The 13,264-nt window shown below is 68.7% G+C and carries 11 protein-coding genes and 1 pseudogene; 9 read left to right on the plus strand and 3 right to left on the minus strand.

Going from position 1 to position 13,264, the window contains the following annotated elements:
• The first annotated feature begins 13 nt into the window (after positions 1–13).
• The gene (locus IQ279_RS03595) at positions 14–787 is read left to right on the plus strand and encodes a DUF5919 domain-containing protein (protein ID WP_206346818.1); all 774 of its coding nucleotides are present in this window, start codon (positions 14–16) and stop codon (positions 785–787) included.
• The gene (locus IQ279_RS03600; RefSeq protein ID WP_206346819.1) at positions 774–1,241 is read left to right on the plus strand and encodes an NUDIX hydrolase; all 468 of its coding nucleotides are present in this window, start codon (positions 774–776) and stop codon (positions 1,239–1,241) included. The genes IQ279_RS03595 and IQ279_RS03600 overlap by 14 nt, the downstream gene beginning before the upstream one ends.
• Here the strand turns inward: IQ279_RS03600 and IQ279_RS03605 are convergent.
• Complete coding sequence (locus IQ279_RS03605) at positions 1,223–1,795, minus strand: HD domain-containing protein (protein WP_206347170.1); 573 nt, start codon at positions 1,793–1,795, stop codon at positions 1,223–1,225. The two genes, IQ279_RS03600 and IQ279_RS03605, sit on opposite strands and share 19 nt — an antisense overlap.
• Before the next feature lie 200 nt (positions 1,796–1,995).
• Positions 1,996–4,560 carry an N-6 DNA methylase gene (locus IQ279_RS03610; protein WP_206346820.1) on the minus strand — a complete coding sequence of 855 codons (2,565 nt, stop codon included), beginning with the start codon at positions 4,558–4,560 and terminating at the stop codon, positions 1,996–1,998.
• Positions 4,561–5,695: 1,135 nt separating this feature from the next.
• Between IQ279_RS03610 and IQ279_RS03615 the strand changes: the two are divergent.
• The 4 genes and pseudogenes from IQ279_RS03615 to IQ279_RS03630 all read left to right on the plus strand — a co-directional run bounded on the left by IQ279_RS03615 (position 5,696) and on the right by IQ279_RS03630 (position 8,752).
• Positions 5,696–7,260 (plus strand): annotated as a pseudogene (locus IQ279_RS03615) (MFS transporter).
• Between the two features lie 92 nt (positions 7,261–7,352).
• Positions 7,353–7,694, plus strand: a complete 342-nt coding sequence (locus tag IQ279_RS03620; protein ID WP_206346821.1) for a DUF6332 family protein — start codon at positions 7,353–7,355, stop codon at positions 7,692–7,694.
• Positions 7,695–7,698: 4 nt separating this feature from the next.
• Positions 7,699–7,962: a hypothetical protein gene (locus IQ279_RS03625; protein WP_206346822.1), complete on the plus strand. Its 264-nt coding sequence runs from the start codon at positions 7,699–7,701 to the stop codon at positions 7,960–7,962.
• 55 nt (positions 7,963–8,017) lie between these two features.
• Positions 8,018–8,752: a hypothetical protein gene (locus IQ279_RS03630; protein WP_206346823.1), complete on the plus strand. Its 735-nt coding sequence runs from the start codon at positions 8,018–8,020 to the stop codon at positions 8,750–8,752.
• A 172-nt stretch (positions 8,753–8,924) separates the two neighbouring features.
• On the opposite strand, the gene IQ279_RS03635 is transcribed toward IQ279_RS03630, so the two are convergent.
• Positions 8,925–9,707 carry an ANTAR domain-containing protein gene (locus tag IQ279_RS03635; protein WP_206346824.1) on the minus strand — a complete coding sequence of 261 codons (783 nt, stop codon included), beginning with the start codon at positions 9,705–9,707 and terminating at the stop codon, positions 8,925–8,927.
• A 384-nt stretch (positions 9,708–10,091) separates the two neighbouring features.
• On the opposite strand from IQ279_RS03635, the gene IQ279_RS03640 reads away from it, so the two are divergent.
• From IQ279_RS03640 to IQ279_RS03650, 3 genes are all read left to right on the plus strand, one after another.
• Positions 10,092–10,673: an AMIN-like domain-containing (lipo)protein gene (locus IQ279_RS03640; RefSeq protein ID WP_206346825.1), complete on the plus strand. Its 582-nt coding sequence runs from the start codon at positions 10,092–10,094 to the stop codon at positions 10,671–10,673.
• Positions 10,674–11,204: 531 nt separating this feature from the next.
• Positions 11,205–11,648, plus strand: a complete 444-nt coding sequence (locus IQ279_RS03645) for an AMIN-like domain-containing (lipo)protein (RefSeq protein ID WP_206346826.1) — start codon at positions 11,205–11,207, stop codon at positions 11,646–11,648.
• 160 nt (positions 11,649–11,808) lie between these two features.
• A complete protein-coding gene (locus IQ279_RS03650; RefSeq protein WP_206346827.1) occupies positions 11,809–13,119 on the plus strand; it encodes a YncE family protein in 1,311 nt (436 codons plus the stop codon).
• Positions 13,120–13,264: the final 145 nt, after the last annotated feature.

A 13,264-nucleotide genomic window follows, 5' to 3' on the forward strand; every position in this document is an offset into this window, starting at 1 on the left:
TTCCATGGACCCTGTGAACGAGCGACTTCACTCCGTACTCGCCCAGCGCGGCGTCCCGCCCGAGTCGCTTGCCGAAGCCTGCGGGGTGGACCCCAAGACCGTCAGCCGCTGGCTGGGCGGGCGCGTACCCCATCCGCGGCACCGCTTCCGTGTCGCGCAGCACCTGCGGGTGGAGGAGACGTTCCTCTGGCCCGCCCCGCAACCCCGGACCGGCCGCCCCGTCGCAGGGTCAGGCGCCGAACTCGTCGGCACCTATGCCAACCGCGCCAGCGTCCCCCGCGAGATGTGGCTCTCACTGCTGCGGGAGGCCCGGAAGGAGATCGGCGTACTCGTCTTCTCCGGCACCTTCTTCGCCCAGTCCAACCCGCACGTCGCCAAGATGCTCGCCGAGCGCGCGGCCGACGGGGTACGGGTCCGCCTGTGCTTCGGCGACCCGGCGGGCCGGGCGGTCGCCGTCCGAGGCCGGGAGGAAGGCATCGGCGACACCCTCGCCGCCAAGATCCGCGCCTCCCTGACCTACTACCGCTCCCTGCTCTCCGAGGAGGGATGCGAGGTGCGGCTGCACGACACCACGCTCTACACGTCGATGTTCCGCTACGACGACAACCTGCTGGTCAACCCGCACATCTGGGGCCAGCCGGCCAGCGCCAACCCCCTGCTCCACCTCCGAAGAGTCGACACCTCCGGGTGGTTCGACAACTACGCTCAGAGCTTCGACGCCGTCTGGGCCGGTGCCCGGCCCTGGACGCCCGACCAGGAGGGGATGGCCGCCCATGGGCAGGACTGAGTACTACCACGACCCCGACGCCCCCAAGGCGAACACCCTCATCCCCGCCAGCAACCTGCTCGTCGTCGACGAGGACGGCGCCATCCTGCTCCAGCGCCGGCGCGACACCGGCCAGTGGGCCCTGCCCGGAGGCGCCCAGGACATCGGGGAGACGGCCGCGCAGTGCGCGGTGCGCGAGTGCCTGGAGGAGACCGGCATCGTCGCCGAGATCACCGGCTTCCTGGGGGTCTACACCAACCCCCACCACATCGTCGCCTACACCGACGGCGAGATCCGCCAGCAGTACGAGACCACCTACATCGGCCGCCCCGTCGGCGGCGAGCCCACGATCAACGACGAGGCCGACGGCGTCCGCTTCGTCTCCCCGGTTGATCTCGACCGGTACGACATCCACCCCAGCATGCGCCGGCAGATCGGCGACTACCTCGCCGGCACCTACCCCCGCCTGGACTGAGCTGCCAGCGCCTCCTCCACCCGCCCCACCGCGGCGAAGATCTCCGGCGCCGCCCGGCGGATGAACCGCCCCACCAGGCTGTCGTCCCCGTAGCGGCCCCGGATCTCGGCCACCCGCTCCTCGGCTGTGGTCCGCTCCCCGTCGGGCGTCGTCGTCATGTCGCAGTAGACCAGCGCGTCCACCAACAACTGGTCCTCCAGCAAAGGGAACTCCGCCTCCAGCACCTCCCGCAGCCCGCGCTCCTCAGCCTCCAGCAGAGCGAACGAGTGGTTCGCCACCAACCGCACCAACCGCTCGTCCGCACCATGCTCATCACGCAGGAACCGGGCCCCGTCCAACGGATGGAACCCCGTCACGGCCAGCCGTGGCGCGTACCCCACGTCGTGCAGCGTGGCGGCGGCGATGAACAGGTCAGCGTCCGTGCGGCTGAGAAGGTGCCTGATCTCGGCCGCACGGACGGTCACCCCTTGCGTGTGCGCCCACCGTCGCGAGAGCACGGGACTGAGTTCAGTCTCCGCCACTCGCGTTGCCCACTCCATCACCAGGCAGTCCATGCAACGCTCTCTGCCCAACAATCGCCGAAGACAATCCCCTGCTGCGAACTCGCTTTGCACTGTCTCACGATTGTCGGCTGCTCGGTAAAACTCGGCTTCCGAGCAGCCGACTCCGAGAGATAAAGGGGGCGACATCCGGGAATGACGACTGGCTCAGCGCCCAGTAGTTAAGGTCGCCCCTTAGCGAAGGTTTCGTGTTCTTACGATCGCCCGATGACGAGGAAATCGTAAACCACGTCAGGATCCAAGGAGCCGTGGGGTGCAACAAGCATCATGGCCTTGCGGCCTGCGAGTTTGGCGTCAATCCGAGACTGGATGGCACTACGTACTGCCGTCAAGATTTCTGTACGGTCGCTTGATTTCCGTGGAATTGGAAGAACCAACTCTCGCCAGCGGTTTCCGAGCGTGTCAATGATGTCCTGGGTGAATCGCTTAGACCAAATCTGCTCCTTCACGATCGGGGCAGATAGCAAGGCCAAGAGGAGTTTGGGATCCATCCGCTCATGGTCGAGCGATTTGAATTTGAGAATATGACTCTGATAGACGATTTTCGCGTCCAATTCAGTCACAATGGCGCAGGTGCCCACCAGGTATGTGCCATCGCGGACCATGAGAATATCGTCGACTTCCACATTCTGGCGCGGAGCTAGGCTGTTATAGATATCCGCGCTGACGCCATGCTTGGGATCCCCCTTAATTTCCCAGTTGGCGATGTCGGAAGTGCGAATAAAGGGGATGGATCCGGTCCCGTACGCGAGCTTGCCCACTTCGTGCCCGGTCGACACCTCAATCACACCATCGTCGGCCAGTTCCCCAAGCGTCACGAGGTGATGGGTTTCCTTGAGCGCGTCTAGGCGTTGCTTCAACTCGGGATTATAGTACTTGGGTAGGTAAATGAGGTCCTGGATTTCGCTTGCCATCACAGTGAAGCCGAGATGGTCGAATTCTAGCGGCTCGTTGTTGTGGAAACGCTCCAAGCGCTTCGTGATCTCAGGAAGATCGTCGTGAGGGATTTCGTGGCCGCGCGAGTCGTGTCCGCACCATTTTGCTAGCCCCATGAAGACTGGGTAGTCCCCCTGAGGGGTGTTCGTGGCCTGGTTCTTTTCGATGAGAACAATTGCAGTCTTGGCGTGAGTGTAAGGCTGAAAGAGTTCTTCCGGCATTGTCACGACAGCGCGGATGCGGGCCCGGGAGAGAATGTAAGAGACGATGAACTTGTGTGAGGGGTTACACAGCATGGACTCGGGAATTACGATCCCCATTCGACCTCCCGGACGCAGGAGGTTCAGGCACTTTTCGATGAAAAGGATCTGGGGTGCCTGCCCATCGCCAACCGCCGAGGAGCGGGAGAAGGAGCCGGTTGACTTGTCACGCGTCCACTTATGCGCCAAGTCATACTGGCGCAGTGTTCCCGAGTCGCTTACCTTCAGCTTCTTTCCGAAGGGAGGGTTGGTCAGGACTGCGTGAAATTGGCCATCTCGGACCTCGTTTGCTGCCGCAGGGCTCCACTCGCTTGTGTTTGCGAGTGAGTTCTCGCAGAAAACACCGCCACGACCATCCCCGAGGACTGCCATATATGCTTTGGCGACTTTAGCAAGGAACGAGTCCTTGTCAACCCCGCGAATGTTTCGGATTGCGACCTGCTGCTTATCTGCGTCGATTTCATTCTGAGGCCATCCCAGCCTCTTTCCATTATTCTCAACCTGGTCCCAAAGTCGGCGTAGGGCCTCGACAAGAAATCCACCAGATCCACAGGCCGGATCAATGACTCGATCATCTTGGGTGGGGCGAACCATTTCAGCAACAAGCTGAACCACGTTCCGCGGAGTAAAGAACTGTCCCTGGGCGCCTTTCAGGGACGGTCCGATGAAAGTTTCGAAGGCGTCCGCAACCGCATCGCGATCAGAGTCCATCAGCGAGTACAGTTGGAGCTCTCCTATGACATAAGCCAGTGAGGCGTCGTCGAGCGAGATCGAGTCGTTCTCGTCGAAAACATCGCTGTATCGCTTCACCACATGCTCGAACAACCCGCGCACTCGCCCAGCGACATCTGCGTCACTCTCGCCCATGCCAGCGCGGAGGCTTACCTTGTCCTTAGGGGCGGTGAACCGCTCGTCATAGATCTTGCAGAAGATTACGTTGATGATCTGCTGGGCGAGTGCTTCATCCCGTGTCATCCCCACCGCGTTTGCTGCGAGGTAGTTACGGATTGCTCGGAACGTGGAGCGCAAGTTATGTGTCGGCTGCAGGGACTCCCTTGTGTAGAGTCCAATGTCATCGACTCGCTCCCCATAGCGAGGAATGTTGGGAATTACTTCGAATGTTACCCTGCCGCCATGCTCCTGCTTGCGCAGGAACAACCGTTCGTCACCATTGAACCACACGCCAAGTTCGGCTCGTGAAAGACGCATGTAGTCTTCCAACTGGCTGCGGCCGTCCCTGCGTTTCTTCTTCTTGCACTCGACGACAATGTATAGAGAATCATCGGAATGGTCATCTGACGAGAAGACCGCGATGTCTACTGGATACTTCTTGGCCTTGTCGGACGGGGAAGCTTTGACGTGCCACTGTGGGCGAGTTCGGATTCGGCTTACGGGGTATCCGTAGTCTTCGATCAACTGGCGCGCGAATGGCTGGACCGCTTCTTTCTCTTCGGGAGTGGCGGGGACCTCTCGCTTGGAAACGATGTCGACAATGCGATCCGTTTCACCCGAGGATTGAGTTGGAAGAACTGCCGCAGGGGCGGGTTCCAGCTGCTCGGTCATGCGTGCGCTCCTCGATGGATGGCGGTCCTATGTGTCGACGGGGACGCGTGTCGTGGTTCGTCAGCATCCGCCCCGACATCATTCCAGACTCGTGGTGAGGTCTCACGGGCTTCACATGACGCCGCCGTAAGGGGGGCCAGAGCTGGCTTGCGGACGAGGGGAAGCCCTGGGCTGTGGCTCAAGGTCGCTGAGGACTTTACTGGCACGCTTGGGCGGGCGTGAGCGGCGCTGTGGGCGAGCCAGGGAGCATCATCCGCGGTACGGTCCGTCGCTGATGCTGTGAGGATGCGCGACAGGGCAAGGTAGAGGAGCGAGCAATGATGGGACAGAGAGAAGGCGTTGCTACGGACTGTCCTGGGACGGGGCAGGAGGGGCACATGGACGAAAGCGTGCCAGGCGATGAGTGGTATGTGGCCTGTCCGGAGTGCGGGATGAAGTGGGCAGGAGGCAGTACCTTCATCGAGCCCCACAAAGACTGGCGGAAGCGTTGAGGGCTCAGGCGGCATGCGTGAGCGATGCGTGAGCGGACGGTGCGGCACAGGCCGTCAGGGGCGCGACCAGGCGTGATGCCGCGTGGCGCTGATCAGGCAGAACAGCACCACGCGGCATGGCCGAGCACTGCCCGGCAGGAGCGCGACCCCACTTGTAAAGCGAAGGTCGTCGGTTCGAACCCGACAGGCGGCTCAGGCCCCGAACAGGGACGAAGCCCCGAGCCAAGATCGGCTCGGGGCTTCTGACATCCACAGGTGCATCGGCGAGAACGGCCGTGTCGTCCACGGTCGAGGGCGGCGCAGGCCATCTCCGCGACGTGCGGAGCGAGCTGTTCCTCTCCTCCTGGCGGTCACGACGCCCGGCTCCGGGACCTCCCACGAGACCGGCGGCGCACGGCACCGGTTTCCCGGCCGACCAGGCGCGGCCCCACCGGCACGGGTACGCGGCACATCTTCGGCGGGCCGACCGATCGCGCCTTCCGGGCCGAGCGGCGCGGCGGGCGGGGCGGCGGCCCCGGGCCGGACCACCCTCCGGGATCGGGCGGCGCGAAACGGGTGAAAAGGGATGTCCGCGGTGATCGGCCGGCCCGCCGGAGAGCGAGCGCCCCGGCGGGCCGCACACGGCCGGAGTCCGGAGCGCCACCATGACCGAACCACCCCCGGAGCAGACCGCGTCCCCGCCGCACAGGTGGCTCTCGCTGATCGGTATCTGCGGCACCGCGGGGATCGTCTGGCTCGCCTTCTCCGACCTGGGGGTGGTGATCCCGGAGATCGCCGACGACTTCGACAGCAACTTCTCGATGCTCCAGTGGGCGAACAACGCCTTCAGTCTCGTCACCGGCGCGCTCGTGATCGCCGCCGGGAAGTTCGGCGACCTCTTCGGTCGCCGGCTGATGCTCCAGACCGGCACCGTGCTGCTGGCCGTGTTCTCCGTGGTCGCCGCGCTCGCGCCGGGCGTCGAGTGGCTGATCCTCGGCCGCGGGCTCATGGGGATCGGCGCCGCGCTGTCCTCCCGGCGTCGCTCGCCCTCATCCCGCCCGAGTTCTCGGGACGGGCGCAGACCGCGGTGATCGGCATCTGGCAGGCGGTGGCCTGGGGAGGGCTGTCCGCCGGGCCCGCGATCAGCGGCTTCGTCACCGACGGACTGGGCTGGCGGTGGCTGTTCTGGCTCAATCTGCCGCTGGCCGCCGTCACTCTCGTCGTCGTACGGCTCACCACCCCGGAGTCGCGTGATCCCGACGCCTCGGGCCACATCGACTGGCCGGGCCTGGCCACCATCGGCCTGGCGGTCCTCGCCCTGCCGTACGCGCTCACCGAGGGGCCGAGCGTTGGCTGGGCGGATCCCCGCATCGTGGCGCTGCTTGCCGCGACCGTCGTGTTCGCCGTCGCGTGGTACCTGATCGAGCGCCGCGTACGTCTGCCGCTGGTGGACCTGCGGCTGTTCGGGATCCGCGCCTGCAACGGGGCGCTGACGGCCAATCTGACGATGAACCTCGCCTACGCCGGCCTCAGCTTCCTGCTGGTGCTGTGGCTGCAGAACGTGCGCGGCTACAGCGCGGTGGAGGCCGGGTCGCTGATGATCCCGGCGACGGCCGGGGTCTTCCTGGGCATCCCGGTCGGGGGCGCCCTCGACACCAGGCGGGGCGGAAGGCCGCCGGTGACGGTCGGCCTGGCGGTGGCGAGCGCCGGTCTGACCGCCCTCGCCTTCCTCGACACCGGCACCCCGGTCGAGGTGATCGCCACCGGGCTCTTCGTCGTCGGGCTCGGACTGGGCCTGGTGAGCACGCCCGTGGCCAACACCGCCGTCGGGGAGGTCCCGGCCGATCTGGCGGGGACGGCCGCCGGCGTGTTCAAGATGTCCAGCATGCTCGGCGGCTCGCTGGGAGTCGCCGTCCTCACCGCGCTGGCCCGGGAGCTCACGGCGCGCGAGGCGTCCGGCGTGCTCGATGACTCGGGGCTGACCGACGCGGAGATCATCCGGGTGCGGCAGACACTGGTGAACTCCGACTCCTGCCAGGAGGCGGTCGACACGCTGCCGCCCGATGTCCGGGGCGAGGTCGTCCGGGTCGCCGAGGAATCCTTCTCGCTCGGTGTCGCGGACGCCATGGGCGTCACGGTGGTCCTCACCCTCCTGGCGACGGTGGTCGTCTTCTTCGTGTGGCCCCGCCGCACCCGCCGCGCCCCGTCCGGGAACGTCCGGGAGGTGTGACGGCCGGGTGCCGTACCGTGCTTCCGGCCGGTAGGTTCGGTGCTTCCGGAGACCGGGAGACACCACGCCGACGGCGGGGAAGGGGCGAGACGATGACACGGGACCAGGAGGAGCGGGACACGGTCACGGTGGAGATCGGGTACGCCGTCGTCTCCGCGGCCCTCCTGGCGGGGGCGGTATGGCTGGTCCTGATGAGCCCGGTCCTGCTGTTCGGTGTGGAGGGCTCCGCCGCGAAGGCCGTCGCGGGCACCGCCACCACCCTGTCCGCGGTCGCTCTGGTGTGGCGGGCGGCCGTCGTTCTGTGGGGTTTCGACCCGCGGCGGCGGACGGGTGGGGCCGGACGGGGGCTCCGCGCAGTACCCGGTAGCCGCGGGCGCCCGGCGCGGAACATGACTTCCGGCCCGCCGAAGGGGCAGACGGACACGGGGAGGTGATGCCGTGTCGTGGAGTCCGTCGAGTCCGTCGAGTCCGCCGGATCCGTCGGAGAATGGCTGGAAGTTCCAGGCCCTCGGCTCCCTGTGCTGGGTCGTGGTGGGTGCGATCAACGTCGCCCTGGCCCTCCGCCCGGGCGGCGGTACGGGCTACTGGGCCATGGCGGCCATCGCCGGCGCCGGGGCGCTGAGCCTGGGAGGCGCGGCCTGGTCGGGGCGGCGGAGAGCCCGCGATCCGGGAGCGGGGGAACGGGAGCGGGAGCTCTGCTGAGACTGCTGCCGGCCGCCGGCCCGCAGCGCACCGGGGGCGGAGGGGAAGGCGGGGGATGCGACGCGTGGTGCGGGGCTTCTGGGGGCCCCGGGAAGAGCCGGTGGAGGTGCTGGCCGGGCGCTGGAGGGCGACCCTGGAGCGGTTCGCCGGGCTTCTTCCGGCGGCCGGCTCCGGGTCCGACGGCGTGTGGGCGTGGCAGCAGGTCCACGCGGCCGGGCGCGCCACCGGGCTGCGGACGGACGAGCGGGCCCTCACCGCGGCCCTGCGCGCGGCGGGAGAGGCCGAGGCGTGGCCGGACCGCACAGGGTGTGCGCTGCGGCTCGTCACCAAGGGCGGGCCGGGCTGGAAGATCGAGGCCGGCGGCCGTACGGGCGGCACTTCGGACTTCCTGCTCCAGGCGATGATGATCGGTGTCGGCTCGCCGGACGGCGCCGTCATCCCGGACACCGGACTCCTCACCGCCCTGGCGGAGTCGTGGGAGCCCGACTTCGGCGGAGTGACCGACGACGATGTGCTCGACGCACTGGAGTACGACGCGGAGTTCGGCCCAGACGAGCCCGCTGTCGGCTGGGTCGGCTACCTCTCGCCGGGACGCGCGGCCCTGCTGCCCGACGGCGTGGACGGTCCGGACGGCCCCGTGGCCGCGTGCGGGGAGGTCCGCGGCGGGGGCGTGATCCTGGAGGTCGCGGCACCCGGAGCGGTCGAGGACGTCGTCCGCGCCAACGTACGGCTGCGGGAAGCCGGAGTGCTCCGGCCGCTGCCCCGCCCGATGGACCGGGCCGTTCTGTGACCGTCCGGGCCGGGGAGCCGTTCGATACCGGACGGGCCGTGTCCGACGCTGAGGACCGGAGGAGTGAACACGGGGCGCGCGGCGGGAGCCTCGCGCCTGTGGATGCACCCCACGCCACCCTGGCGACACCGGTCCGGGACTCCCTGGTGGCGCCCCGTGACGGCCACGGCCGTCACGGGGCGCCGGTGTCCGGCAGGAGGGGCCCCGCCGGGTCGGTCTCGGCCAGACCCACCAGACCGCTGGCGATGTCGCGGAGTTTGGTGTTGGTGCGCTGGGAGATGGTCACCAGGATCTGGAAGGCGTCCTCGGGGCCGCAGCGCCGCTCGGCCTGGACGATGCCGATGGCCTGGTCGATCGTCGCGCGGCTGCGCATGGCCCGCCGCAGCTGGGCCGCCTCGTCCTCCAGTTCGCGGTAGCGCCTGAGGTCGTACGTGGCTTGCGCCAGATGGCGCTCGTAACCGCGCTGGGCGACGGCCGTGTGGTCGCGGGCCGTGGGGGTTTCGGTCTGCCGGTAGACGCGTTCGACGCGGGCCAGCTCCTCGTGGAAGCCGGTGACGTCCTCGACGTGATGCAGAAGCGCCGTCACCTCCCCGCGGGAGTCGAGGACGGGGCTGCTGACCGGGCTCCAGTACTTCTCCCGGAAGCCGGTGGGGCTGCCGGTGAAGGGGACGTCGTACTTCAGGACGGGCAGGGCCTGGGCCGCCCCGGTCGCCAGGACACGCCGGAACAGGGCGTCCAGGTCGCGCATGCCGCCCGCTCCCGGGTCGTCGGGATTGGCGGGGTAGGCGTCGAAGATGTGCCGCCCGACCACCTCCTTCCGCTCGCGGAACGTCGCCTCCTCACAGGCACGGTTGACCTCCAGGATCACCAGATCGGTGCCGAGCACCAGCAGGGGCGAGGTCGTGGCGCGGAATATGGCCTCGAAGTCGGCGGGGGAGGGGGTAGACGGAGCCATATCTCTACTCATGCTCCAAGTCCGGCGTTCAATGCATGCCGCCGCCGCGCGCGGCGCCACCCGCCGCTGCCCCGCCGCCGTCCGTCGGTCCCGGGGCTTCACGGCCGGCCGCCGGGTCGTCCATGGTGTCGGTGCGGGAAGGCCCGAACGGTACGGGCCGGAGGGGAATACGGGGGAAAGACACCTTTGGCTGGATCGTGGGGGTTGGGTGGTTGGCATCCGGCCCACTCGGCAACAGACCAGTATCGAGCGGGCTCCCGGAGCCCGGCAGCCTACGTTCAGGAGCGCGCAGTGACACCTCGTACGACCATGACCGCGATCGCCCTCGCGTCGGCCCTCCTCGTGACGGCCTGCGGTGGGGCGGAAGGGGAGACGGGAGGCGGCGTGAGCACGGCTCCGACGGCCGACCGGTCCGGACAGCCCGAACGGTCCGAGGACTCCGGGCGGAGCACCTCGCCCTCCGCTCCCGCCGGCGCGCCCTCGTCCGCCTCCCCGCCGCCGTCCCGGCCCGGAGGCGAGGAGGAGAACGTGGTCCTGCGCGACACATCACGCAGGACGGGGGCCGCCCGGGACGCGGGTGTGAACGACTTCCCGGAGCTGCGCGGGGTGCGGGTGGGCATCCACGAGACCTACGACCGGGTCGTCTTCGACTTCGACGAGGGCACCCCCCGCTTCGTGGCCGAGTACGTGGACACCCTGCACCAGGACGGCTCCGGCGACGTCATCCCCCTCAAGGGCGACCAGGATCTGAAGATCTCCTTCCTCCGGTCCGTGCCCGCCACCGACTTCGACGACGGCGGCAGGAGCACCCCCGTCATCCGCGAACTGCGGCTGGTGAGCTACTTCGAGGGCGAGACGCTCTTCGGCGTCGGCGTCGATCCTGAGGGTGACGGCCCGGCGGGCTTCCGGGTGACCACGGGAAAGAACAAGATCATCCTCGATGTGGCGCACAGGGCTGCGGGCTGACGGCCCCTGAGGCGGGGGACGGAGAGCATTTCGGCCGGAAACCGCTGTTGCTAGGGTGACGGCCACCCGCTCGGCACCGTTGGTATGAGCGGGCTTGGGGGGCTTTTTGTTCCGGGGGGAACGCGGAGCGCCGCCTTCACGGCGTCGGGGGAACGATTCCGCCGCCGTACGGGGGCGGAACTCCGCCACGGCTGGATGCGCACCGGTACGACCGCACTCGCCCGAGCATCCCGGTGTCTGCGGAAACCAGCCGTCCATGCGCAGGAGTTCACAGTGAAAAGCCGTTCCGCCGCGACCGCGATCGCGCTTGTCTCCGTCCTTGTGGTGTCGGGCTGCGAGGAGGGGGCGCAGGACGACGCGGCCCCGGCGCCGACGGCCGGGGAGTCCCGGCCCGCCGACGCGTCCCCGTCTCCGTCCCCGTCCTCGAGCGGGCCGGGCGAATCCCGGACCCCGGAGCCCGGGGGGTCCGGAGGTCCCGGGGACGGCGGCGGGGCCGTCTCGCCGACCGCCGATGGTGACGGCGGCGGCTCCGTGTCAGTCCCGTCCTGGGGCACCGCCCGCAAGGACGGCGAGGCCGAAGGGGCGGACCCGGCGGCCACCCCGAAGCTGACGGCGGTACGGGTGACCGGCCGTGACGTCTACGACCGGGTCACCTTCGAGTTCGACGGTGGTGTCCCGGCGCACATAGTCGCCTACCTGGAGCCGCTGCACCAGCCCGGGAGCGGCACCCCGGTGCCCGTCGAGGGCGAGCACTCAATCGAGGTCGTCCTGGTCGGGGCCCTGCCGGACGGCGAGTACGGCGGGAAGGAGCAGACCGCCGGCGTCCGCGAGATCACCAAGGTCGGCCTGTTCGAGGGTGAACTACGGGTCGGCATCGGCTTCGACACCGAGGGCGACGGCCGGGCTGGCTTCCGGCTGGTCACGGAGGTGAACCGGCTCCACGTCGACATCACCCACGGGGCGTCCCCGGTGTGATCCCGCGTTCCCGGCCCGCCCCGCCCCGGCGCTCCGCCGGGCCGGGGCGGCCCGGGGGCCGGGGCGGGGCCTGTTCTGCCCGCGCATCTGGCGGACGAGGCGGACGGCCGCTACGTTACCTCCGGTAACAAGCCCCGTCCGTCCGAACCGGGAGCGCGCCATGACGCCCACACCGTCACCCCACAGCCCCTCCCCGCGACACCGCCCCTCCCGCCGAGCCCGCGGGATCGGCGGATGCGCCGCGGCCCTCGTCCTGGCCGCCACGGCCGCCGTACCCGCCTCCGCCGTACCCGCCTCCGCCGTACCCGCCTCCGCGGGCGGCGGCCTGAACGAGGTGCTCTTCGTCGGCAACAACTGGGACGGGACCGCCGACGTCATCGAGTCCACCGGCGACTACGCGAAGGTCGGCCGGATCAACGTCATCCCCGACAGGAAGGAGCGGATGAGGGAGATCCACCTCAATCCGGTCAGGCTCGCCTTCTTCCTCGGCATCCGCCACACCGTCGGCGAGGGCCATGACCAGTACGTCGACGACATGTACTCCACCCCGGACGGCTCGGCCGTCGTCGTCTCCCGCCCCAGCTTCGCCGACGTGGTGTCGATCGACGTGGCCACTGGGAAGCTCAACTGGCGTTTCCCGGTGTCGGGTTTCCGCTCCGACCACATGGCCGTCTCGCCCGACGGCCGCCGCGTGGCGGTGTCGGCCTCCACCTCCAACACCGTCCACGTCCTCGACATCGTCACGGGGAAGGAGGCGGGCTCGTTCGATACCGGCGACAAGCCGCACGAGAACGTCTTCACCGACGGCGGCCGGTACATCTGGAACATGTCCATCGGAGAGGTCAACAACGACCTCGACGCTCCCTGGCTGGACTGGACGAAGGGCGACCGGCGCATCACGGTCGTCGACGCGGACACCTTCGAGCAGGTGAAGGTGATCGACATGCGCGAGCGGCTGGACGCCTTCGGCCGCGAGGACCTCTCCGACTCGGTGCGGCCCGTGGCCTTCACGCCCGACGAGTCCAGGCTCTACTTCCAGGTGTCGTTCTTCAACGGCTTCCTGGAGTACGACGTGGCCGCCGACGAGATCACCCGGATCAAGGAGCTGCCGAAGAACCCGGACACCGACGAGGACCGCGCCACCTGGGTCAACGACTCGCGCCACCACGGCATGTCGATGAACCCCCGGGGCACCAAGCTGTGCGTCGCCGGGACGATGGACGACTACGCCACCGTCGTGGACCGCGGGACACTGGAGGAGGGGCCGCTGGTGGCGGTCTCCAAGCCGTACTGGGCGACGGTGAGCGGCGACGGCAGGCACTGCGTGGTCTCCGAGAGCGGATCCGACCAGGTCACCGCGATCGACTTCGCGACCGGCCGGAAGGTGGCCTCCGTGCCCGTCGGCGACCACCCGCAGCGGGTGCGCGTGGGGCACGTTCCGGCCGGGTGGACCGGCCCCTCCGCCGGCTGACGCGCGCCCGTCTCCCCGCTCCCGGACCGGGGGCGGGAGCGTCGGCGTGGACGGCCCGGCCCGCCCGGGCGCATGATCGGAGCGGACCGCGGCGGTCGGGCCGGGCCCAGGTCCCGCCGGGCAGGGTGGACGTCGGAGGGAGGCC

This window comes from Streptomyces verrucosisporus (assembly GCF_017114865.1).
Taxonomy (GTDB): domain Bacteria; phylum Actinomycetota; class Actinomycetes; order Streptomycetales; family Streptomycetaceae; genus Streptomyces; species Streptomyces fenghuangensis.

What these genes read in the sequence shown, in the direction of transcription:
- IQ279_RS03620 (WP_206346821.1), top strand. Translation starts at nt 7,353, where the DNA reads ATGACACGGGACCAGGAGGAGCGGGACACGGTCACGGTGGAGATCGGG.
- IQ279_RS03605 (WP_206347170.1), bottom strand. Translation starts at nt 1,795, where the DNA reads ATGGACTGCCTGGTGATGGAGTGGGCAACGCGAGTGGCGGAGACTGAA.
- IQ279_RS03635 (WP_206346824.1), bottom strand. Translation starts at nt 9,707, where the DNA reads ATGGCTCCGTCTACCCCCTCCCCCGCCGACTTCGAGGCCATATTCCGC.
- IQ279_RS03610 (WP_206346820.1), bottom strand. Translation starts at nt 4,560, where the DNA reads ATGACCGAGCAGCTGGAACCCGCCCCTGCGGCAGTTCTTCCAACTCAA.
- IQ279_RS03600 (WP_206346819.1), top strand. Translation starts at nt 774, where the DNA reads ATGGGCAGGACTGAGTACTACCACGACCCCGACGCCCCCAAGGCGAAC.
- IQ279_RS03650 (WP_206346827.1), top strand. Translation starts at nt 11,809, where the DNA reads ATGACGCCCACACCGTCACCCCACAGCCCCTCCCCGCGACACCGCCCC.
- IQ279_RS03630 (WP_206346823.1), top strand. Translation starts at nt 8,018, where the DNA reads ATGCGACGCGTGGTGCGGGGCTTCTGGGGGCCCCGGGAAGAGCCGGTG.